At 69.3% G+C, this 22,405-nt stretch carries 21 protein-coding genes; 8 read left to right on the top strand and 13 right to left on the bottom strand.

The window, feature by feature from the left end:
* Genes nudC through LOZ83_RS34115 form a run of 4 tightly spaced genes read right to left on the bottom strand, consistent with a single transcriptional unit; the run spans nt 1 to nt 4,475 of the window.
* Nucleotides 1-1,008, bottom strand: coding sequence for an NAD(+) diphosphatase (gene nudC / locus LOZ83_RS34130; RefSeq protein ID WP_236795945.1), 1,008 nt, complete (start codon nt 1,006-1,008; stop codon nt 1-3).
* A complete protein-coding gene (locus tag LOZ83_RS34125) occupies nt 1,005-2,390 on the bottom strand; it encodes a pitrilysin family protein (protein WP_236795944.1) in 1,386 nt (461 codons plus the stop codon). The genes nudC and LOZ83_RS34125 overlap by 4 nt, the downstream gene beginning before the upstream one ends.
* Nucleotides 2,387-3,667, bottom strand: coding sequence for a pitrilysin family protein (locus tag LOZ83_RS34120; protein WP_236795943.1), 1,281 nt, complete (start codon nt 3,665-3,667; stop codon nt 2,387-2,389). The genes LOZ83_RS34125 and LOZ83_RS34120 overlap by 4 nt, the downstream gene beginning before the upstream one ends.
* Nucleotides 3,668-3,710: 43 nt before the next feature.
* Nucleotides 3,711-4,475: a phosphate ABC transporter ATP-binding protein gene (locus tag LOZ83_RS34115; RefSeq protein ID WP_236796017.1), complete on the bottom strand. Its 765-nt coding sequence runs from the start codon at nt 4,473-4,475 to the stop codon at nt 3,711-3,713.
* Between the two features lie 258 nt (nt 4,476-4,733).
* On the opposite strand from LOZ83_RS34115, the gene LOZ83_RS34110 reads away from it, so the two are divergent.
* On the top strand, nt 4,734-5,504 hold the full coding sequence (locus LOZ83_RS34110) for a murein transglycosylase (RefSeq protein WP_236795942.1): 771 nt from the start codon (nt 4,734-4,736) through the stop codon (nt 5,502-5,504).
* On the opposite strand, the gene LOZ83_RS34105 is transcribed toward LOZ83_RS34110, so the two are convergent.
* On the bottom strand, nt 5,501-6,094 hold the full coding sequence (locus LOZ83_RS34105) for a substrate-binding domain-containing protein (protein WP_236795941.1): 594 nt from the start codon (nt 6,092-6,094) through the stop codon (nt 5,501-5,503). The two genes, LOZ83_RS34110 and LOZ83_RS34105, sit on opposite strands and share 4 nt — an antisense overlap.
* 17 nt (nt 6,095-6,111) lie before the next feature.
* Nucleotides 6,112-6,282, bottom strand: coding sequence for a hypothetical protein (locus LOZ83_RS34100; protein WP_236795940.1), 171 nt, complete (start codon nt 6,280-6,282; stop codon nt 6,112-6,114).
* A gap of 449 nt (nt 6,283-6,731) precedes the next feature.
* On the opposite strand from LOZ83_RS34100, the gene LOZ83_RS34095 reads away from it, so the two are divergent.
* Nucleotides 6,732-7,742 (top strand): substrate-binding domain-containing protein, encoded by a 1,011-nt coding sequence (locus LOZ83_RS34095; protein ID WP_236795939.1) that lies wholly within the window; start codon nt 6,732-6,734, stop codon nt 7,740-7,742.
* Between the two features lie 150 nt (nt 7,743-7,892).
* The gene (locus LOZ83_RS34090) at nt 7,893-8,933 is read left to right on the top strand and encodes a hypothetical protein (RefSeq protein WP_236795938.1); all 1,041 of its coding nucleotides are present in this window, start codon (nt 7,893-7,895) and stop codon (nt 8,931-8,933) included.
* A gap of 96 nt (nt 8,934-9,029) precedes the next feature.
* Here LOZ83_RS34090 and LOZ83_RS34085 read toward each other — a convergent pair whose 3' ends face one another.
* From LOZ83_RS34085 to LOZ83_RS34060, 6 genes are all read right to left on the bottom strand, one after another.
* Complete coding sequence (locus LOZ83_RS34085; protein WP_236795937.1) at nt 9,030-9,956, bottom strand: sortase; 927 nt, start codon at nt 9,954-9,956, stop codon at nt 9,030-9,032.
* A 46-nt stretch (nt 9,957-10,002) separates the two neighbouring features.
* Nucleotides 10,003-12,339: a hypothetical protein gene (locus LOZ83_RS34080; protein WP_236795936.1), complete on the bottom strand. Its 2,337-nt coding sequence runs from the start codon at nt 12,337-12,339 to the stop codon at nt 10,003-10,005.
* A gap of 421 nt (nt 12,340-12,760) precedes the next feature.
* Nucleotides 12,761-14,398 carry a substrate-binding domain-containing protein gene (locus LOZ83_RS34075; RefSeq protein ID WP_236795935.1) on the bottom strand — a complete coding sequence of 546 codons (1,638 nt, stop codon included), beginning with the start codon at nt 14,396-14,398 and terminating at the stop codon, nt 12,761-12,763.
* Nucleotides 14,399-14,486: 88 nt separating this feature from the next.
* Nucleotides 14,487-15,719: a phosphate ABC transporter permease PstA gene (gene pstA, locus LOZ83_RS34070; RefSeq protein ID WP_236795934.1), complete on the bottom strand. Its 1,233-nt coding sequence runs from the start codon at nt 15,717-15,719 to the stop codon at nt 14,487-14,489.
* 8 nt (nt 15,720-15,727) lie between these two features.
* Nucleotides 15,728-16,744, bottom strand: a complete 1,017-nt coding sequence (pstC, locus tag LOZ83_RS34065) for a phosphate ABC transporter permease subunit PstC (protein WP_236795933.1) — start codon at nt 16,742-16,744, stop codon at nt 15,728-15,730.
* Between the two features lie 105 nt (nt 16,745-16,849).
* Entirely contained in the window at nt 16,850-17,290 is a 441-nt protein-coding gene (locus tag LOZ83_RS34060; protein ID WP_236795932.1) for a hypothetical protein, read from the bottom strand.
* 578 nt (nt 17,291-17,868) lie between these two features.
* Between LOZ83_RS34060 and LOZ83_RS34055 the strand changes: the two genes are divergently transcribed.
* Nucleotides 17,869-18,819 carry a neutral zinc metallopeptidase gene (locus tag LOZ83_RS34055; RefSeq protein WP_236795930.1) on the top strand — a complete coding sequence of 317 codons (951 nt, stop codon included), beginning with the start codon at nt 17,869-17,871 and terminating at the stop codon, nt 18,817-18,819.
* Nucleotides 18,820-18,960: 141 nt separating this feature from the next.
* On the opposite strand, the gene LOZ83_RS34050 is transcribed toward LOZ83_RS34055, so the two are convergent.
* Nucleotides 18,961-19,755: an RDD family protein gene (locus tag LOZ83_RS34050; RefSeq protein ID WP_236795928.1), complete on the bottom strand. Its 795-nt coding sequence runs from the start codon at nt 19,753-19,755 to the stop codon at nt 18,961-18,963.
* Between the two features lie 22 nt (nt 19,756-19,777).
* Here LOZ83_RS34050 and LOZ83_RS34045 point away from each other — a divergent pair, with 22 nt between their 5' ends.
* The 4 genes from LOZ83_RS34045 to LOZ83_RS34030 are packed head-to-tail and all read left to right on the top strand — an operon-like array spanning nt 19,778 to nt 22,376.
* Complete coding sequence (locus tag LOZ83_RS34045) at nt 19,778-20,782, top strand: stage II sporulation protein M (RefSeq protein WP_236795926.1); 1,005 nt, start codon at nt 19,778-19,780, stop codon at nt 20,780-20,782.
* A gap of 57 nt (nt 20,783-20,839) precedes the next feature.
* Entirely contained in the window at nt 20,840-21,076 is a 237-nt protein-coding gene (locus LOZ83_RS34040) for a hypothetical protein (protein ID WP_236795925.1), read from the top strand.
* Entirely contained in the window at nt 21,057-21,356 is a 300-nt protein-coding gene (locus LOZ83_RS34035; protein ID WP_236795923.1) for a hypothetical protein, read from the top strand. The genes LOZ83_RS34040 and LOZ83_RS34035 overlap by 20 nt, the downstream gene beginning before the upstream one ends.
* 60 nt (nt 21,357-21,416) lie before the next feature.
* Nucleotides 21,417-22,376: a chitinase gene (locus tag LOZ83_RS34030; protein WP_236795921.1), complete on the top strand. Its 960-nt coding sequence runs from the start codon at nt 21,417-21,419 to the stop codon at nt 22,374-22,376.
* Nucleotides 22,377-22,405: the final 29 nt, after the last annotated feature.

The following is a 22,405-nucleotide window of genomic DNA, read 5'->3' as shown; positions in this document are numbered from 1 at the left end:
TCACGCCCCGGATTCGGCGTACGCCCACGCTTCCAGCATCACGCGCGCGATCGAGGAGTTGCCGGGCAACATGATGCTCGCGTCACCGTCGCCGATCGGGGTCGGCGCGCCGTTGTTCGCGAACGCCGCCCGCACGTCGGCGCGCGCGACCCACAGCGCTTCCTCGATCTCGCCGTCCGCCGGAACCAGCGGGAGCGACGAGTCCGCGCGTGCGGCGAAACCGAGCATGATCGACCGCGGGAACGGCCACGGCTGGCTGCCGAGATACCGCACGTCACGCACCTCGGCGCCGACCTCCTCGCGGATCTCGCGGGCCACGCACCCCTCCAGCGACTCCCCCGCCTCCACGAAACCGGCGAGCACCGAGTACCGGCCCTTCGGCCAGACCGGTTGCCGCGCAAGGAGAACACGCTCGCCGTTGACCCCGGTCTCGTCGTGAACGAGGCAGATGATCGCCGGGTCCGTGCGCGGGTACTCCTCGTGCCCCTTCGCCTCGCACCGGGTCGCCCAGCCGAACTGGATGCGCTGGGTCGGGCTGCCGTCGCGGGCACAGAACCGGGCCGCCCGGTGCCAGTTGCGCAGCGACTGCGCCGTCGTGAACAGGCCCGCCGACGTGTCGTCGAAACGGTCGCCGAACGCCCGCAAATCGACCCACAACTCGCCGTCGTAGCGCGGAATCTGCTCGGCGAAGCCCCAGCTTCCCTCCGCCTCCAGGAGTTCCGGCTCACCCGCCGGCTCGCCGGGCAGCGACCAGTAGTCGACGCCCTGCCACTCGCCGAGGAACACCGCCTCATCCGGCGGCGTGTCCCCGAAAGTAAGCGCTTTCCGGGTGGCGAGCACGTTCTCGCCCTCCCGGACCGGCGTGCGCGACCTGCTGTCGAGCACCACCACCTGGGCCCCGGGCCAGCGCGAGACGAGCCGCTCCGGGTTGGTACGCAAGGTTTCCTGGCGGTCCACAGTGGACCGAGACAGGGTCGGGAGCTTGGCCAGCTGGAACGGCGCGGTCATGACTCGCCAGGCTCACCGACGGTGAACCCGCCGAGCGCGGCCAGTCTCGGCGCGAGACTGTCGGCGTCGCCGACGACGACACCGGTGAACCGGGTCGGCGCGAAGAAGTCCAGCGCGGCCTGTGCGACGTCGTCCACCGTCACGGCCTGCAGCCGCCCCGGGTGCTCGGCGAGCCACTCGGCGCCCAGCCCACTCGACGCGAGCGCGGACAGCTGGCTGGCCAGTCCCGCCTGCGACGCCGTCGAGGTGAGCAGCGAACCGACAGCGTACTGGCGCACCGACTCGACCTCTTCGGCCGACGGCGGCACCAGCGCGAGCCGGCCCAGCTCGTAGAACGTCTCCAGCACCGCCGCGGCGGTCACCTCGTTCGCGGTGTCGGCGTCCACCCCGACCGTCGCCGTGGCACCGGTGAACTCGAATCCGGAGTGCGCGCTGTAGGTGTAACCCTTGTCCTCACGGATGTTCTCCACCAGCCGCGAGGAGAAGTACCCGCCGTAGGTCAGGTTCGCCAGCTGCAGCGCGGCGTAGCGCGGGTCGGTCCGCGGCAGCGCCTGGGCGATGAGCCGGATCTGCGCCTGCACGGCACCGGCCCGCGGCACCAGCAGCACGTCACCGCCGGCGACGCCGGGCAGCTCGGGCAGCACCGACGCGGAATCGCCGGACTGCCAGCCCTGCAAGGCCTTTTCGATGTCGGCCACGACGGTCGCCGGGTCGAAGTCGCCGACGATCACCAGCACCGAACCGCGCGGCAGCACCGCGCTGGCGTGCAGGGCGCGCACGGCGTCCGGGGTCACCTTCGCGACGTCCTCGGCCTCCGGCACCTCCTTGGTGACCGGGTGGTCGAGGTAGACGTGCTTGAGCAGCGCCTCGCGCGCGATCACCCGCGGCTGGGTGCGCGACACCGCGAGCCGCTCGACCAGGCGCACCGACTCGCGGCCGACCTCATTGTCCACATAGGACGCCGAAGTGAGCACGTCGGCGAGCACGTCCAGGAGCGTCGGCAACCCGCTCGCGAGCGCGTTCCCGTTGACGGACAGGCGTTCCGGGTCCACCGACGCGTTCATCTCGCCACCGATCAGCGCCAGCTCGGTGTCGATCTCGATCCGGTCGCGCCGGGCGGTGCCGGTGAGGATCGTCTCGGCGAGCACCTCGGCCGTCGCGGAGTGCAGCGGATCGGCGCCCGCGAACGGAACCCGCAGCCGCAGCTCGACCAGCGGCACGTTCGCCTTGCGTACGGCGAGCACGCGCAGCCCGTTGCCGAGCGTGGTGTCCACAGAGGACAGACCTGCGGCGGCGCGCTGGTCGCCCAGCGGCGGGACCGGGCGCGGGCCCTGCTCCGTCCGGCCGATCTCCGCCGCGTCGCGATGCGTCGCTGAAGTCACTTGCTCTCTCCATTCTGGGGCTCGACGACCAGGACCGCGCGCGAGTCGGGGCGCAGGGCCTTCGCCGCCGCCGCGACGTCCTCGGCGGTGACGGCGGCCATCCGGTCGGCCAGCCGGTACATCAGGGACGGGTCGCCGTAGAGCAGCTCGAACGAGCCGAGGCCGAGGGTCCGGGACACCAGGCGGTCGTGCTCGGAGTGCAGGCTCGCGCTCCAGCGGGCGGTGACCTTCGCCAGCTCCTGCGGCTCGGGCGGGGTCGCGGCGAGCTTCTCCAGTTCCTCGTCGACCGCGCCGAGCACGCGGTCGGGCGAGACGTCCGGCGCGTGGATCGCGGTGATGGAGAAGGTGTCCGGGTCGCGTGCCTCGAACGGGCCGAACAGCCCGGCTCCCGCGCCGATGTCGGTGACCAGCGGCTCACGGTGCACGAGCCGCTGCTGCAGCCGCGCCCCGTCGCCGTCGGTCAGCACCCCGGCGAGCACGAGGTTCGCGAGGTAGCCGTCGAGATCGTTGATCGGATCCGGCATCCGGTAGCCGACCGCCAGTGCCGGCAGCGGCGCGTGCGGGTCGGTGTGGCTGCCGCGCAGCTCACCGGCCGGCGGCGGCTCGGCGAACGAGCGCTTGGCCGGCGCGGGCCGGTGCGGCACGTCGCCGAAGTGCTTCTCGATCAGCTCGCGCGCCCGCTCCGGCTCGACGTCACCGGCGACGGTGAGCACCGCGTTCGCGGGCGAGTAGAAGGTGTCGAAGAAGGCGGCGCAGTCGTCCAGGCTCGCCTGCTCGAGGTCGGTGAAGTCGCCGTAACCGTTGTGCGCGTTGGGAAAGGTCTGGTAGAGCACCGGCGGCAGGAGGATCCACGGGAACCCGCCATAGGGCCGGTTCAGCACGTTGAGCCGGATCTCCTCCTTGACCACGTCGATCTGGTTGGCGAGGTTCTCCTGCGTCAGCTTCGGCGCGCGCATGCGGTCCGCCTCGAGGAACAGCGCGCGCTCGAGCGCCGCGGACGGCAGCACCTCGAAGTAGTCGGTGTAGTCCGGGTGCGTCGAGCCGTTGAAGGTACCGCCGCTGGACTGCACGATCTTGAAGTGCGCCAGCTTCTCCAGGCTCTCGCTGCCCTGGAACATCAGGTGTTCGAACAGGTGCGCGAACCCGGTCCGCCCCTCGGGCTCCGACCGGAAGCCCACGTCGTAGTGCACGGAGACGCCGACCACGGGCGCTGTCGTGTCGGGGGCGAGCACGACGCGCAAGCCGTTGGGCAGGGTGAAGCGCGAGTTGTCGGGCATGGGCCCACCATACGGCCAATCGCCGGGGGCGGGCACGAGCGACTCAGCCGAACCGGCCGTGCACGTAGTCGGCGGTCCGCGGGTCGGCCGGCTGGGAGAAGATCGCGTTGGTGGCGCCGGACTCCACGATGTGCCCGGGCGCGCCGTCCTCGGCGAGAAAGAACGCGCAGTGCTGGGAGACCCGGGCGGCCTGCTGCATGTTGTGGGTGACGATGACGATCGTCACCTCGTCGCGCAGCTCCGCGATGGTCTCCTCGATCCGGCGGGTCGAGGTCGGGTCGAGTGCGGAGCACGGCTCGTCCATCAGCAGCACGTCCGGGCGCACGGCGAGCGACCGCGCGATGCACAGCCGCTGCTGCTGACCGCCGGACAGCGCGCCACCGGGCGAGCGCAGCCGATCCCGGACCTCGCGCCACAGCCCGGCCTTGGTCAGGCACTCCTCCACCAGGTCGTTGCGCTCGTGCCGGCCCGCCGTCACCCCGGCCAGCTTCAGCCCCGCGGTGACGTTCTCCGCGATCGACATCGCCGGGAACGGGTTCGGCTTCTGGAAGACCATGCCGATGCGGCGCCGGGTATCGGTGACCTTGACGCCCGCGTCGTAGACGTCGTCGCCGTCCAGCAGCACCTCACCGGCGAGCGACGCGCCGGGCACCAGCTCGTGCATCCGGTTCAGGATCCGCAGGAAGGTCGACTTGCCGCAGCCGGACGGGCCGATCAGCGCGGTGACGGTGCCGGCGCGCATGGTCAGCGAAACCCGCTCGAGCACCTTGTGACTACCGAACCAGGCCGAGACCTGGACCGCGTCCAGCGTGGCGCCGCCGTCCCCGCCGCCGGGCCGACCGGGCTGTACATCCAGGTCGGGCACCAGGCCGGTTTCGGGTACTTCGCTCGGATGCAGGTCGATGAGGGTTCTCTCGGCCGACCCGTCCGCGGGCGCGCTAGGTGAAGTCACGTATGTCGACGGTAGGCAGACCGGGTGGCGCGCACATGAACTGATGGTTCACCGAACATGGCCACCCCGGCTGTGTTCCCCGTGGCAGCGGCGCGCGACCGTAACGTGATTGCCGTGACGTCGACGGAGGAAGAGGTCGATACCCCGCCGAGCCGTGCGGCGTTGCTGGTCGTCTGGCTGGTCCTCGCTTTCCTCATCCTGGCCGTCGGTGGCGGTGCGATGTGGGTGTTGCGGGCCGGTGATACCGGGATTCAGTCCGCGGCCGACTCCTTCGACTCGGTCACAGAGCAGCCGCCGGCTCCCGGCGCCTCGGTCCAAAATGGACTGAACGGGTGGGCGGCCCGGATGGCCGGCGCCACCGGTGTTCCGGCGCGGGCGCTGGTGGGTTACGGCAACGCCGAGATCGCCACGCGCACGCTCGCGCCGGGCTGTCACCTTTCCTGGTCGACGCTCGCCGGGATCGGACGGGTGGAGTCCGACCACGGCCGGTTCGGCGGCACCGAACTCGGCGCCGACGGCCGCCCGCGCACCCCGATCATCGGACCCGCCCTGGACGGATCTCCTGGCATGCAACGGATCCCGGCGACGGACGGGGGTGCGCTCACCGGCGACCCGGTGTGGGAGCACGCCGTGGGGCCGCTGCAGTTCCTGCCGTCCACATGGGACACCTGGGGCACGCGGGCCGGGCATGACGGCCGGAAACCCGACCCGCAGAACATCGACGACGCCGCGCTGAGCGCCGCCCGCTATCTCTGCGCCGATCAGCGCGACCTGTCCACATCACACGGCTGGTGGTCGGCCATGCTGTCCTACAACGGCTCGGTGGACTACGCACAGCAGGTTTTCGCCGCGGCCAACAGCTATGCGCTGGCGAGCCGCCGTTAAATCGCGAAGCCGCACAAGTCGCTGGTGTGCCCCGGCAATAGGCCGAATCCTTCGCGGATCACCTCGTTCTGCGCGGTGAAGTCGCAGACCCAGCCGTTGACGCCGGTGCCGTCGCCGACGAACGGCTGCAGATAAGCCGGGATGGTGGCACCGCCGGCGTCGCGAGAAACCAGGTACAGCGAACGGAAACCGGCGAAGCCCGTGGTGTTGAGCTTGATCTGGCTGGAGAGGTTCACCGGGAAGACGGACTTGGGTTTCGAGAACGGTGCGATCGCGTTGGCGTTGGTGGCGATCGGGGTCGCGACCTCGTCCTGCACTGTGGTGACACAGGAACCCAGATCCGCGTCGGTGATGAGGAGTTGCTGTTCGAAGAAGCCCCGGGTGCCCGAACCCGGCTGCGGGATCAGCGGCTGGATGGTGCCGGATGTGCCGCCGAGTTGGCTCCAGTCGGTGGTCTGGCATTTGTAGATGGACGCGAGCTGGGCGTTGGTCAGCCCGTTCACACCGTGGCTGGCCACGGCGTTCGACAACGCGTACCGGAAGGAACAGCAACGGGTCGTCGCCGATGATGTCACCGGCTCGGGGAGCACGCGTACACCCAGTGAGATCAACGACAAACAGGTCCGTGTGCGGCGCACAGGTCCTTCATCGGGTAGGCAACGGTGTCGTCGTTGACCATGGTGATGTCGGACGAAGCCACCGGCTGCGGCGCAAGCCCGCCGGCCAGCAGGAAAGCACTTTTGATGATCGAACGCATGAGAAACCCCAGTTCTTTCAACGGTTCACCTAATGCGGCCAATCGGAGAGTGACACCGAACGAAACCCACGACCAGAATTCCTACGACGAAAACCAAGCTTTCGCCCAACAACGCGGAGGTTAACCGGCACCCAACAGTCACCCTTTTCGACCAGCCGATCGCAACGAAAAGACGTATCTGGCATGCTCTGGCGCACGAACACCCGTCGCAACGTGAACGAAGAGTGCACGACACATGGCCGTGACATTCGGCCTGGCGCGGCACGCCGCTGAGCCCGGCAAACGGCGTTGACCGTGATTTCTTCGTTAGCCAGAACGGGTGGCTGTTGGGTGCTGGTTAACCCGCACGGTGGTGCCCAAGAACTATCCCTTCCCCGTTACGTCGTGGTTACGTCGGTTATTCCTTGGCACGCTTTGAGCTGCCCCCAACAGGGGTGAACATTCCGTTGAAGAAACAGGGAGTTCATTCAATGCGCAAAGTTGTCAAGCTCGCCGCGCTGGTCGCCAGCGCGGCCGCGCTGACTACGGCGATGATCACGCCGGCCTCGGCAGACCCGCCCCAGGCCGTCGCGGCGACCGACATCACCGCCGTCGGCTCGGACACGATCGAGTTCCTCGGCAACAACTTCGCCGCGCTGTACAACGCCACGAGCCCGGCCAAGAAGTTCGACTCGTGGAACGCCACGAAGCCGACCGGCACGGGCCCGAACGACCCGGCGATCCAGCCCCTGGTGATCCACGACAGCATCACCGTCAAGCCGGGCGTTTCGATCCAGCGGTCGAACGGTTCCAGCGAGGGCATCGCGGACCTGAAGGCCGACACCGCCAACCCGGCCAAGATCGACCTCGCGCGTTCCTCGCGTAAGCCCCAGACCGGCGACACCATCGGCACCAACCCGCTGCTGTTCATCCCGGTCGCGGAGGACGAGGTCCGGTACGCGCTGTCGAACGCCGTGGCCAGCCACGGTGCGCCCGCGCTGACCAACGCCCAGCTGGCCTCGATCTACAAGTGCCAGACCACCAACTGGAACCAGGTGGGCGGCAGCGCCGGCACCATCCAGCCGAAGATCCCGCAGGCGGGCTCGGGCACCCGGTCGTTCTTCGAGAGCCAGCTGGGCATCACCGACGCGGACCTGGGTGCCTGCGTCGCCACGGTGCAGGAGCACGACCCGACTCAGATCGCGAACAACGCCGACGCCGTCGCGCCGTTCTCGAAGGCCCGGTCCACCTTCCCGACGAACCTGTCCACGCAGATCAAGCTCAACACCACGGGCTTCGTCGGCTTCCGTCCGGTGTACCTGGTGACCCGCAACGCCGGCAACTTCTCGGTGCCGACCGCCCTGCAGCCGCTGCTCGGTGACGGCACCGGCGTCAACGGCTGGGTCTGCAGCACCGCCGGGCAGAACGAGGTGACCCGCGAAGGCTTCGGCCTGCTGCCGGGCCACACCAGCTCGGTCTGCGGTTTCGCCGAGCACATCTGATCACCGCACCACAGAGCACCACATAACTGACGCACGACCTGGTGGGCGGCGGCCCTGTGGCCGCCGGCCATCAGCTATTCCCGGACGGCGCGCTCCGCGCCGTCCGGTTGTTCTCCCCTCACGAATCCCCATTCCGGGAAAGGAAAATCGGTGGACACCGACAGAAGATCCCCGTCCTTCGGCCGTCGTTCCGCACTCGCCATCACCGCTGCCGCGGCGGCCGTGCTGGCGGTCGGCACCATCGCGCCGGCCGAGGCCGCCACGTCCATCCACACGTTGGGCACGCTGTCCGGAAGCATCAACGGACAGGCCAGCGCGGCGAACGCGTACGGCGTGAGCGCCGGCCGCGTGTTCGACTCCACAGGGTTCTCGCATGCGGCCCGATGGACCGCCAAGGGCGCGATCACCGATCTGGGCATCCTGCCCGGCGACGTGAACAGCGAGGCGCACGGCATCAACGACTACGGCGTCGTCGTCGGCCGCTCCGCCGCGGCCAACGGCACCTTCCGCGCCGTGGAGTGGAACAAGGACGGAACCAGCACCGTCCTGGCCGGACTCGGCGGGACTTTCACCGAGGCGAACGCGATCAACGACCGTGGCGTCGTCGTCGGCCGCTCCACGGCGACCGACGGCACCTCCCACGCCGTGCGCTGGAACACCGACGGCACCGTCACCGACCTGGGCACCCTGCCGGGCGACTTCTTCGGCTCGGCCACCGGGATCAACATCTCGGGCGTGATCGTCGGAGCCTCCGGCACCCACGCGGCACGGTGGAACACCGACGGCACCGTCACCGACCTCGGTGGCCTGGGCGGCGCTTCGGCCCCCACTTCGATCAACTGCGCGGGGGTGGTCGTCGGCCGTTCGAACACGCCGGACGGCGGCTCGCACGCGGTGCGCTGGAACACCAACGGCACCGTCACCGACCTCGGCACCCTCGGCGGCAACTTCAGCAACGCCAACGCGATCAACGACAACGGTGACATCGTGGGCCGCGCGGACCTGGCGGCCGACGGCGGCGCCCACGCCGTGCTGTGGCAGCGCGGCCGGACCATCGACCTGGGCACGCTGCCCGGTGCGCCCGCCGGCGCGACCAGCGCGGCCTTCGGCCTCAACTCCGACGGTTCCCTGATCGTCGGTGGCTCGGACAGCGCGACCAGCGGCTTCCAGGCGGTGCGCTGGAACCGGTGACCCCGGCACCAGCGTGAAAACCGGCCGCCGCGACCAGGAACCACACTGGTCGCGGCGGTCCTTTTCCAGTGCGGCGGGGCTACCGCGAGCACAGGTTCAGACCAGGTTGGGCAGCAGCTGACCGACGGTCTCGTAGAGGTTCCAGACGATCGCCACCACGATCGGCACACCGACGACGAGGGCTTCGCGCTTGCCCCAGCGCTGCCGGGCCCAGACGACACCGGCCAGCGCCAGGCCCAGCGCCTGCAACCAGAGGACCAACCCGAGGTTCGCGATCGCCATGTTGGACTCCATCGCCAGCTCCTCCCGCGGGATGAGGCTCGGCTGGCCGGACGGGGTCGGTTGCGGCTGGTCCAGCAGATCGGCGTCCACCAGCAGGATGTCGCCGCGCTGCAGCAGGTTCGCGCCCTGCGAGGTGACCAGGGTCAGCCGCCCGGCGCCCTTGGCAAGCGTGCTGGGCGACGGGTCGCCGGGACGGCGGACGTCGATGACCCGGTAGGTGAACGCCCCTTGGCCGGTGGTCACCTCGATGCGGTCGCCGGCCTGGAGCCGGTCGATCTGCTGGAACGGCGCCCCGAAGGTGGCCGACTTGCCGTAGATCACCGAGGTGCCCGCCTGGCCCGGCAGCGGGGTGTTGCGCAGGTGGCCCGGTCCTGCCTCGAGGTCTCCCGACGCGGTGCCCTGCACCACCACCTGGTTGAAGCCGAGGCCGGGAATGGCGAGCAGCGCGACCGGCAGTCCGGGGTCGATCAGGCCGCCGGTCGGCGCGGTCGCCGCGGCGAGTTGTTCCCGGTAGGTGGCATACAGCCGGTCCTGGTCGTTGCTCTGCTGGACCGGGGTCACCACGATCAGGTACCCCGCCAGCCCGATCAGGCCGACCGCGAGCATCAGCAGGAACTGGCTGAGCAGGCGGAACCAGAAGTTGAGCGGACGGCGTGGCGGGCGGGCCGGTTTGGCCGGCTCGGGCGGCGGCGCCCATATCTCCCCGGTCGCCTCGAGCTCATCCGGTGCGGTCGTCGTCACGCTCGCTCCTCGACGTCGTGCTCGCGGTGGCCCGGCCGGCTCCGTGTCATACCGATTCCCGCCGCACGGCCGACTTCAGCCATCGGCCGACGCGGACGAAGAAGACCCGCACCGGATGCCCGGGTTGTCCCGCCACCCGCACCACCGGCACCAGCAGCCCCGCCACCAGACCGACGATCAGCAGCACCGCCAGGCCCCAGCGGCCGAGCAGGGAGCCGGCCCCGCGGGTCGCGGCCGTCGTCGTCGGCTTGCCGGTGGCCACCGGGGGCGCGCCACCGGCGTTCGGCGCCAAGGCCGGGTTGGCTGCAGCCGGGCCGCCGGCCGCCACGTTCGCCGCATTCGTGTTGCCTGCTCCGGAGCCGCCGAAACTACCGAAGTCGCCGGTCGACCCGGGCGCGGGCAGGCCTAGCTCGTCGCGCACCGCCCCGGCCAGGTCGGCGGGCGGCGGCGGAACCGCGCAGGTCTGATGCCGCACCGCTTCCGCCGCGGTCTTCGTGTAGTCGGTGTAGGCGGTGGGCAGCGGGGCGTAGCCCGGCGGCAGCTGCCCGGCCAGTGTCCCCGGGGTCTGGCCCGGGCCGGCGGCGAAGTCCAGGAAGTCCGCCAGGCGCCCGGCCTCCGCCGGATCCAGCCCGCAGGTCGGCACCGCCGCGTAAACCGGCGTCATACCCGCATACGCGTTGTTGTACGGGAAGATGGAGAAGTCCGGCGACGTGACGCCCGTTGCCTTGTCCTGCTTGGTATAGCCCAAGGCGGCCTGGATGGTGCTGAAACCGCCAGTGCTCTCCCATCCGGATGGCGCGACCGGCCGCGAATTCGCGGAATGCGACTGCAGCCTGGCCATCGACAGACCGTACTGCTCCGCCAGCGGAACGCTGGTGAACGCCAATACATGCCGGCTGCCAATACGCTGACTGTCGTTGTTGATTCCCCACGATGCGGGTACGCCGGCAGCGCCACCCTTGCAGATTTGGAACGGCGCCTTCCGGCCGAGCACGTCTTGTGCCGCCGCATCCAGGGAAATGGCATACTGTGCCGCTAGGTCGTACAACTTCAGCGGCAGGGCGTTGCAGGCTTCATTGACGCTCGACGGCGGATTCACAAAGGTGTCGAGTTGCTGGTAACCCGCCTGCGGCGGGTGCAGCTGGCCCCGGTACGCCGGGTTGATCACCATGCCGCTGAACGGGTCCGGTTTCCCGTCCAAGAACGCGCGCGCATCAGGGTCGGCGTCGATATAGGCGAACATCGCGGTGAACAGATCCGAGTCCTGAGAAAGCCAGGTCACGTTCACCCGGGTCTCCGCCGTATGGAAATCGGGGTTGAGCGCCACGAACTCCGGATCCTGGAACAAACTCGTCGGATTGCCACCGATCGCCGGCTCGATCCCGAAGTCGGTGGTGTAGGAGTTCGTTATCAATTTGGCGAGCAGCAGTGGTGACAACGTGAGGTTCAGATACTGCTGGCCGTTCTGGTCGTCGACCAGGTACGCCACCGTCCAGCCCGTGGCGGCCACCGGGGCATGCACCACCGGACGCGGCGAGTCCGTGACCGGCTGAGACGTGAAGATCGCGTTCGCGCTGCCGGTGGTCAGCGCCGTCCGCGCGGCGTCCTCTGGCGTCACGGTCTGGGTCAGCTTGAACGCACTCTTCGGGTCCAGGCAGAAGAACGGGCTCCAGGTCCCCGCCACAGCCGTCTGCGCCGCCTCGGATCCCTGGATCGTGACGGTCGGCCGCTGGTCCACCACCGGACACTCACCAGGCCGCGGGGCCATCTGCAGGGGGAACGAGAACCGGTTCTGCCACTGCGCGGCAAGCCACCAGCCGTCGGCGGTCAGAAACGGGTTCGGAGCGCCGTCGGTCGCGGCCGGCTCCTGCAGGCACCTCGTGCCGACGAGGATCTTGAACGCCGGGTTTGCCGTGTAGAGATCCGGATTGCAGTACGGCCGGATGATCGGAATGACCTCGAGGGTGCACGCCTGTTGGTTCGAGCAGCCCAGCACCGGCATGTCACTGCCGCCGCGCACTTCGAACGCCACACCGGACCGGGAACCGGTCGCGTCACTGAATGTCGAAAGGGCGTTGCCCGGCAACGGCGCTGTAGCGTCCGCGTTCAGGCTGGGTGGGACCTCGGCGATCATGTTGTAATGCGTGCCGTCCACGGCCGTGAACCCCAGCGTGTCAGGGCCGGTGATGGCGTTTCCACCGCTGATATCCGTCGGATTTGCCGCGCCGACTTCGTTCGCATCGTTCGTCATCGTGGCCTTGACACCTCCGCCCAGGCTGAGCAGCCGGTGTCCCCCGTTCGTAAACGGAGGTCCCTGGCAGTGCGTGGGGTCCATACCATTCTGCCCACCGGTGTCGGTACCCCAGCATTCCACGATCACCACCGGGAAGTTGGTGGGATCGAGGCTGACCCCGTCGAACTGGTTCGGACCCCCGTTGACGCTCGGGATAAACCCGTTCCAGCCGACCGTGATGACCTGCCGCTGCTGGAGGTTCGTCCGCTGCGACACGGTCACCGACGCCGGCGCGGTCGTCACCTTCGTCAGGGTCTTGGGATCCGCGTTCGGGTCGGCGATCTGCCAGGTGGTCAGCGGGTGGGTCTGCGTGCACCCGTCACAGGAACCGGGCGCGGCGACCTGCTGCGGCGCCGGCAGTGCCGCGCTCGCCGGAATGACGACCATGCTCATGGCGACCAGGACCAGTACCGCGACCAGCCCGCCGAACTTCCGCAGCGGGCGGGGAAACTCCCGGCGCCGCACCGATTTCCCGAACACCGTGGTTCTCCCGTCCCTGTGCTCGTGCACGTCAGCCGTTCCCATTTTTCTGCCCCTGTTGCCGGCGCTCGAGCGCGCGCCGCACGAGCGCGGGCACCAGGAGCACCAGAATCAGTTCGATCGCCGCGAGCACGCCCAGCAGCGTGGTCATCCCGCTACCGCGGAACGCCGCCAACTGGCTCGACGTGCCGGCCACCGCGGAATCCGCGGAGCCGTTCTGGTCCTGGCCGAGACCCAGCGCGGCGTCCTGGGCCGCGTTGTCGCCGTTCGCGTTGCCGTTGGCAGCGTCGTCGTTCGCGCCGTTTCCGTTGGCGCCGTTGCCATTTCCGTTTCCGTTCGCGCCGTTGCCGTTACCGTTGCCGCCCGCGCCACCGGCCGGGTTCCGGGACGAGGGGGAATTGGGGTCGTTCGACTCGCACGGTCCCTGCCCCACCCTGTCGCAGGGCGGCGGCAACGGGTCGGTTTCGGCCAGCAGGTTCCGGTTGAGGTTGTTCTTGTCGAAGGTCGGGTTGTCACAGGTCTTCGGGTCCTGGTTGCTGTGGAACTCCGGCTTCATCTTCGAGTAGTTCGGAACCTGGTCGAACGCGGCTTGCACCAGGACGTACGGCAGTGGTGAGTAGCCCAGCGCCGGCGCCTTCGCCTGCCCGTTACACAACGAGTAGTAGGAGAAGTTCGCGAAGGTCTGTGCTTTGCCTTCAGTCTCGTGCGGGTCGCTCGGGTCGATCGGGATGATCATGTACGAGTAGGATGACAGCGGGTAAACCCGCGGGTCGCCCGCCGTGTAGACGCCCGACAAATCCTGGGTCAGGTACACCTTGGGGTCGTGGTTGGCGGTCTCGACACGGGCGCTCTGGAGCGCGAAGGCGACGTTCCCCGGAGTCGGCACCGTGTAGTAGCCACCTGGGTTCAGCACCTTGGCCACCGGCCAGCCCTTCGAAAATGGGTACGAGTACTGGACGAAGCTGATCGCTCCGTCGGCGTTCGGGCCCTCGATCGTGGCGGCGATCCGGTCGTCACCGGCCTGGCCCGAGAAGTTGGGCAACTTGATCGGGTAGTAGGAGGTGGGCACGTTGTTGCCGGCGTAGTCCTTCCACAGATCCGGGTGCCGCTTCGACAGCCAGTCGGTGAACTGGAACGACGTACCCGCGCCCTGTGAGTTGACGATCACCTGGATCTTCTTGGCCGGCAGCGCATGACCGTTCATGTCCGCGGTGATGGCCGGATCGTTCCACATGGTGATCTTGCCGGTGAAGATCCTGGCCACGGTGAGGTCCGACAGCCGCACGTTCCGGATCAGCTGCCCACCGGCTTCCAGGTGGTACATCAGCGACGTACCACCGGCGATGACCGGAATATAGGCGTAGGCACGGATGGACACGTCTTGCTGGCCGGTGAGGAGATCCCTGCCCTGGTAAGCGATGTCGGAGTCACCGAAGTCGGTGATCCCATCGGCGAACTGCTGACGCCCGACGCTCGACCCGCCCGGCCCGATGTTGACGTTCGTGCCCTGCGATGCGACGTCCGCCCGCCACTGGTTCACCATGGGGAAGCTCCACGTCGAGCCACTGCCCGAAATCGCCTCGCCCACCGCGCCGGCCACCGGCGCTCCGGGGCCACCGCTCACGATCAGTAGCGTTGCCGCGCCGAGTATCGCCACAAGTCGCACCATCGGGCGCCACCATCGGTGCCGCCGCATCTCGTTCAACACTTTCCTTCTCCCACGCCTGCGGACTCCCGATCGACTGAATTCCGGCCGCTCATCGACGACCCTCCCGGCCGCGCCCGGCGAGCACCCGCGCGACCACGAACAGCAGCACAACCAGCACGAGCAGCACCGACGCGCCGCCATAACCGCGCGCGACGTCCATTTCGGACGGCGACTTGGACAGCGTGTAGGCGAACAGCGGCAGCGAGGCCATCGGCCCGCTGAACGGGTTGGCGTTCAGGTAGGTCCCGTATCCGGCGGTGAGCAGCACCGGGGCGGTCTCCCCGATACCACGGGCCACACCGAGGATCAGTGCCGTCGCCAGGCCCGCGCGCGCGGTCGGCAGGACGACTCGCCAGACCGTCTGCCACTGCGACGCGCCAAGCGCCAGGCTCGCCTCGCGCAGCCCGTTCGGCACCACGCGCAGCACGACCTCGGCCGCGCGAGCGGTGATCGGCAACATCGTCACCGAAAGCGCCACCGCCGCCGCGAAACCCGAGAACTGGAACCCGAGAACCAGGAGCAGTAACACGTAGATGAACAGACCGGCGAGGATGTCCGGCAGCGCGGTCATCGCCTCCACCACCGTGCGGACGATCTGCGCCGCCCGGCCGCCCACTTCGTTGAGATACACCGCCGTGAGCACCCCCAGCGGCAACACGATCACGATCGAGATAGCGATCTCGACCAGCGTCCCGACCAGCGCGTGGAGCACGCCGCCGCTGCTGAGCGGGTCCAGCGAGCCGGTGTTCCGCAGGTCCTCGGTGAAGAAGTTCAAGTGGGACAAGGCATCGCGGCCGCCCCACAGGGTGCTGACGACGACGTACGCCAGGGTCGCGACGACGATGATGGCCGCCGCGTGCATCACGACCGCCATCATCCGATCGGCCAATTGGGGCCGGCCGTGCCGCAACGAGGTGACGACCGCGTACAAGGCCAGGAATGCGACGAACCAGCACACCGCGAAGCCGAGCGGGCCGGAGAAGGGCAGCAAGCGGTTGTAGCACAACCACACCAGGCACAGCGAGCCGATCAGCGCGCCGATCACCGACAGGTAGTCGTCCAGCGTCGAGGTACGGAGATTGCGCCGCCGCTCGGGTTTGGCGGGACCGCTCGGGCGCGCCGGGGCGGGCGGCGCCGGGGCCATTGTGGCGGTGGTGGGCTTGGCCGGGGCGGTCGCGGTGGCCGTGGCACCCGGCCCGGCGCCGACGTCGATCGGGACGGTCGCTTCGCCGGTGCTGGGGCCTGCTCCGTCGACCGCGCCGTAGTTCGTGTTGTCCTGCATGGGTTTCCTCAGATCTCCGTCGCCGCACCGCTACGGCTGCGCGCGACCACGAAGCCCGCGATCATGTTGACCACCAGCGTGATGGCGAACAGCGTCAGGCCCGCGGCCAGCAGTGCGGACACCTGGACACCCGTGGCGTCGCCGAACCGGTTCGCGATGAGCGACGAAATCGTGCTGCCACCCTTCTCGAGAATCCGGAAGTGCACACTGAAGTCCGGCGACAGGATGTAGGTGATGGCAATGGTTTCGCCCAGCGCGCGGCCCAGCCCGAGCATGGTGCCGCCGATGATCCCGCCTCGGCCGAACGGCAGCACCACCGCGCGAACCATGCCCCACCGGGTGCCGCCCAAGGCCAGCGCCGCCTCCCGTTCCCCTTGCGGCGCCTGGGAGAACACCTCACGCATCACCGAGCACGCGATCGGGATCACCATCAGCGAGACGACCAGGCCGCTGATGAAGATCGACGAGGTGTACATGCTCTTGTCCCACAACGCCGCGTGCGGATCGGTGTCGACGTGGAAGAAGGGAAGGAAACCGAGATAGGTGTGCAGCCAGCGGGACAGGTAGATCGTGTTGTTCTGGAGGACCGCGAATCCCCACAGGCCGTACACCACGCTGGGCACCGCGGCCATCAGGTCGAGGACGGCGATCAGGGTGCGGCGCAACCAGCGCGGCGAATACTCGGCGATGTAGAGCGCGGTGAACATCGCCAGCGGGAACGACACCACGATCGCCACGACCGCGACCAGCAGGGTTCCGGTGATCACCCCGAGCACCCCGAGGTGCTCGCCCTCCCAGGTCTGGACCGTGAAGAAATGCCAGCCGAAAACGCCGAGCGCGGGCGCCGCCTGCTGGCCCAGGAAGCCCGCGATACCGAGCATGATGACCAGCATGAGAATTCCGCCGCCCCGCGCGATCGCGCGGAACACCCGGTCGGAAACCGGTACCCCGGGCCGGATCGATCGCGGTTTGTCGGCCGAAGCGTCCGCGCCTGACGACCCGGTGTCGCCGGCCAGCGTTGTCACAGAACCTTCCCGCCTCTCGACTTTTCTTCTTCTCGAAAAACCCGCAGTGCCCCAAGGAAAGCGAAGTGCACCGGCATGACCGGGGCCGGATCGCGGGGTGAACGGTCAGCCAACAGGCCGCTGCGGCGCAACGTCTAAACCATTCGGTTTGCTCCGGTTCAGCGAACGGTGCACCACCGGATGCAGCAACCGGCCGCGCCGGCCGGGGGGAAAGACCGCCAGCCCCGGTTCGACCACCGCGGCCGGCGCACAGCGCCGGAAACGCTCGACGGCTCGTTCGGCGTCGATGCGGCGCGCGAATCCCTGGGCCGATTTGACGAGGTTCGCCTTTCCCACGACGGCCCGCCACCACCACAACGCGGTTTCCTCGTGCTCGACCGTGAGATCGGCGCGGGGCGCGACCAGCCGCACGAGCGCGACCTCGGCCAGCGCCGCCGCCTGATCGGCGTGCCAGCGCTCGCCCACGCACAACACGCGGTTGTTACCCCCGAGCAGTCTCCACCGAATTCTCGATTCATCCGTGCGGTACAACTGGAAGCGCGACACGTGGTCCCCCTCCTGGTGCGGTCCCGAGACCGCTGCGACAAAGGGACGACCCCACAGCTGATCACCCCAGAGCGGCGGCTGGCGTGAGTTCCGCCGCCGAGATCGAAAGCTTTGCTCGGGTAAACAAACAAGAGAGGGACTGGAAGGTGAGCGCGCGACGGCCCGTCGGTAAACGACAAGCGTCGGCCCCCAGCGTTCGGCCGACTTCCCCGGCGAATGGCCTAGCAGATGGCGGCGTCCTGGATCTCGGGGTGCGCCATCCAGGCCACGCGTTGCCACAAAGCGCACGTGTCCTATTTGGACAGACGACCTGAACACCGGCGATGCGCAGGTCGCGGCGGGTGTGGTCGGGCCGGATACCGAGGGGTCGAATTCCGCCGGAGGGCACCCGGCGGCGGGCGCACCCCTTATGCTGCAAGACGCGCGCAGACAGGCGTGCCCGAGCACCGGGAGACAAGCGGGCGATGAGCCAACCTCCACCAGGCCAGTGGCCGCCGCCCTGGGGTCCCTATCCCCCGCAGCAGCCACCCCCGTGGGGTCCGCGCCCGCCGCAGCCACCCGCGCCGAAGAAGAAGCCCGTGGGGGCGATCGTCGCCATCTCACTCGGCGCGGCGGTGCTGCTCACGGTGTCCCTGGTCGTCGCGCTGACCTCGGGGCCGTCCGGCTCCAGCAACGCGGCCTCCTACGACACGACGGACACGCCGTCGCCCACGTCGAGCACCCGCACGACCCCCTCGACCAGCACGCGCACGTCATCCAGCCGCGCCACCACGTCGACGTCGAGCACCCCGTCGTCGCCGGCCGGCCCGCGTCAGGTGTTCACGCTCGCCGACCATCCGCTGCTGACCAACCCGAACGCGGGCCTGTCGAACGCGGGCTGCAACCTGCCCGGCTGGCCGAGCAGCCCGGCCGCCTCCGAGGCGTTCTTCACCGCCGCGGCGCAGTGCCTCAACGACCGGTGGGGGCAGCTGCTCACGTCGATGAACCTGCCGTTCTCCCCGCCGAAGCTGGAGTTCCCGGCGGGGCCGAGCTTCACCACCGACTGCGGCACCATCGACGTCGGCCTGGCCACGGCGTCTTACTACTGCAAGGACCACCTGTACATCCCGTATCGCGGGCTGCAGACCGATCAGTACGGCAACAAGCCGGGCATCTATCTCGCGCTGTTCGCGCACGAGTACGGCCACCACGTGCAGGACCTCGTCGGCCTGATGGACGCGGTGTGGCAGGCGATCTACCGCGACGGCCAGCAGAGCACCGACGGGCTGGAGATGTCGCGCCGCAAGGAGCTGCAGGCGCAATGCTTCTCCGGCATGTTCCTCGGCGCGACGGCCAACCGCGGCGGCACGGTCACCCAGGACGTGTTCGACGCGGCATGGAACGACCAGGAGACCCGCGGGGACAACACGTCCGGCAGCCACGACCACGGCACCAACGCGCACTACGCGGCGTGGTGGCGCAAGGGCGCGCAGAGCGACCGGCTCGCCCAGTGCAACACCTTCGCCGCCCCCGACGCCGACGTCAGCTAGCCGGCCGCGAACGCACAACTCACCGTCCCGAACGCACGACTCGCGGTTGGGAACGTCGGACTCGCGCGGGCCCGCCGGTGCCGCCCGCGAGTCCGACGCTCGGGACGGCGAGTCCGACACTCGGGAACGCGAGTCCGACGTTCAGGACGGTGAGTCCCACATTCGCGACGGTGAGTTCCACGGTCCGGGGGGCGGGTAGGCGCGGTTGCGGCGTTCCGCCAGCACCGCCATCAGGTACGCCCACGGCGGCACACCCGGCGGGACCGCCGCGCCGATCCGCCAGGCGACCTCCTGCGCGAGGCTGAACCCCAGGCTGTCCCGCGCTTCCGGCCGCAGCGAGTGATACCGCGCGAGGTACTGGCGCACGGCGAGCGCGAGATCGTCGGTGAGCCCGGACAGGTCCAGCTGCGCGGCCCACGTCATGAGCTGCGGCGGCATCGCGAGGTCCAGCCGGACCTCGGCGGGCGCGCGCTCCATCACCACGACCGTCCCGGCGAGGAAGTCCCCTACCCGCTTGGACTTCTCCGACACCAGCGAGCAGATCAGCGCCACCGCACCCCACGCGAACACCGGCCCGAAGTCGACGATCGCGCCCGCCAGGGCCCGCGTCAGCGTATGCCGGAACCGGACCGGCCCGCCGTCGTCGCGCACCACGCGCAGCCCGACCGCGGACTTCCCCGGGGTGCGGCCGTGGCCCAGCCCCTCGAACAGCAGCGGATATCCGACGCGCACCAGCACGAGCAGGGTCAGCAGGAGCGTGGCGCGCAGGGCGTCGTCGTCGGGACCGGCGATGATCACCACGAGCAGCCCGGCGACCAGGATCGCGAGCTGGATGACCGCGTCGAGGGCGAACGCCAGCCCGCGGCTCGCCAGCCGGGCCAGCCGCAGGTCCAGGACGACCGCGTCGCCGGTCACCAGATCGGGTTCGGGACTCACCAGCTAACTGTAATCTGGCCGGGTGGACGTCGATCTCTTCGTCGCGGCGCATCGCGCCGAATGGGACCGGCTCGGTGAGCTGCTCGACCGCCGCCGGCTGCACGGCGCCGAGGCGGACGAGCTGATCACGCTGTACCAGCGCGCGGCCACGCAGCTGTCGACGGTGCGCTCGGCCGCGCCGGACCCGGCACTGCTGTCCCGCCTTTCGACGCTGGTCACCCGGGCCCGCTCGGCCGTCACCGGCACCCACACCCCGGCCTGGCGCGAGGTCGGGCTGTTCTTCGCCCAGCGGTTCCCGGCCGCCGTCTACCGCGCCCGCCGCTGGTGGCTGTCGACCGCGCTGGTCACGATCGTGGTCACCGCGCTGCTCGCCGCATGGGTCGCGACCAGCACGCACGTGCAGGCCGGCATCGCCGCGCCCGAGCAGATCCGCCGCCTCACCCAGCCCGGCGGCGAGTTCGAGACGTACTACTCGTCCAACCCCGCGGGCTCGTTCGCCGCGCAGGTGTGGACGAACAACGCGTGGGTGGCCGCCACCTGCCTGTTCCTCGGTGTCCTGGCGGGGATTCCGGTGATCGCCGCGCTGTGGGCCAACGCGGCGAACATCGGCGTCAGCGCGGGCCTGATGTCCGCGGCCGGGCGGCTCGACATTTTCTTCGGGCTCATCACCCCGCACGGCCTGCTGGAGCTGACCGCGGTGTTCGTCGCGGCCGGCGCCGGGCTGCGGCTCGGCTGGGCGGTGATCAACCCGGGCCCGCGCAGCCGCGGGGTCGCGCTCGCCCAGGAGGGTCGCGCGACGGCGGCGATGGCGCTCGGGCTCGCGTGCGTGCTGCTGGTGTCCGGGGTGATCGAGGCTTTCGTGACCCCGTCCGGGTTGCCGACGTGGGCCCGGATCGGGATCGGCGTGGTGGCCGAGGCCGCGTTCCTGACGTATGTGTTCGTGCTGGGCAGGCGGGCCGCGCGGGCGGGCGTGACCGGCGACGTCGACGCCCGTTACGGCGGTGACGTGCGGCCGGAAGCGGGCTGAGCGACACGCCTCGGGTGCTTCGGCTGACGCCGGCGCGGGACGTCGTAGGGTGACGCCATGGGGAAGCGGCTGGCACTGTCTCTGTCGGACGACTCGCATGCCCAGGTGCGGGCGCTGGCCGCGGAGGCCGGGGTCTCGGGGCACGCCTGGATCGTCGCCGCCGTGGAGCGCGAGGCGTTCCGGCAGCTGTGCGAGAAGACCGACGAGTGGTGGCAGGCGCACCCGGACGAGGCCCGCGCGGAGACCGCCGCGTACCGCCGCCGCCAGGAGTGGCGTGGTTCTTCGGCCGCGTAGAGGACAGCTCTGGTCGGTCGCCGGCCCGGATCGGCGGCGCGTGCTGGTCTACAGCGGGGACATGTTCAACGATCTCGACGCGGTGCCGTACGTGATCACGATGGACGTCGTCGCCACCCCCGACCCGCTGACCGTGACCACGCCCGAAGGCCTGCACATCTCCTACACCCGGCTCGATCATGTTCCCAAGGCCTCCCTGGACCAGCAGGTCGGCGAGATTTCCACGCAGTTGCTGGAAACCGTGAACACCAGGTTGTTCATGGTGCTGACCACTTCTTGACGCTCTGGTCTAGACCATCTACCGTTGGTGAATCACGCACCCGCGGTGGAGGTGGTCGTCATGGCCCACTGGTTGACCCGGATCGGACTCTGCCTGGCGGCCGCGGTGGCCGCGCCCGGCCTCGCCAGTCCCGCACAGGCGGCGGTCACGTCGCCGGGATCGGCGCCCTACCTCGACATCACGATGCCCGCACCGTCCCTTGTGGACATTGCCAAGGCGACCGGGCAGAAGACCTTCACGCTGGCCTTCGTGCTCGCCGACAGCACCGGGTGCAACCCGTCCTGGGGCGGCACGATCCCACTGGACGACTCGCGGATCCTGGGCGACATCAAGGCTTTCCAGGCGATGGGCGGTCAGGTCATCGTGGCGACCGGCGGTGCTGCGGGGCCGTACCTGGAGTACACCTGCGGCGACGCGAACGCGCTGGCCGGCGCGTACCGCAAGATCCTCGACACGGTGGGCACGAACAGCCTCGACGTGGACGTCGAGGCGACGATCCCGCAGGACACGGTGAACGCCGCACTGAAGACGATCCAGGCCGAGCGGGGCACCAGTATCAGCTACACGATGCGGGTCCAGGGCGACGACTACGGCATGGACCCGTACTCGGTGCAGGTGCTGCAAAGCGCGGCGGCACACGGGGTCGACGTGCTGGTGAACCCGATGACGATGGAGTTCGGCACGAGCCAGGCCGACTGGGGTGACGCGGTGATCTCCGCCGCGCAGAGTTCGCTGGGGCAGCTGAAGCAGATCTGGCCGGGGATGTCGGACGCGGACCTGAAGCGGCACCTCGGGGTGACGCCGATGATCGGCCGCAACTACAACGGCAAGGTCTTCGAGCAGAACGACGCGACCCAGCTGGTCCAGTGGGCGGGTGCGAACCACATCGGGCGCCTCGCGTTCTGGTCTGCGGGCCGGGACAACGGATCGTGCCCCGGCGGCGGCGTTTCCGCGACGTGCAGCAGCATTTCCCAGTCACAGGACGAGTTCACGAACATCTTCCACGGCTTCACCGGCTAGCACCACAAAACTCGACTCGGGAGGTCTTC

Source organism: Amycolatopsis sp. GM8, assembly GCF_021653975.1.
GTDB lineage: Bacteria > Actinomycetota > Actinomycetes > Mycobacteriales > Pseudonocardiaceae > Amycolatopsis_E.
The sequence above is the reverse complement of the archived record's forward strand: the minus strand, read 5'-3'. Positions and strand labels throughout refer to the sequence as shown.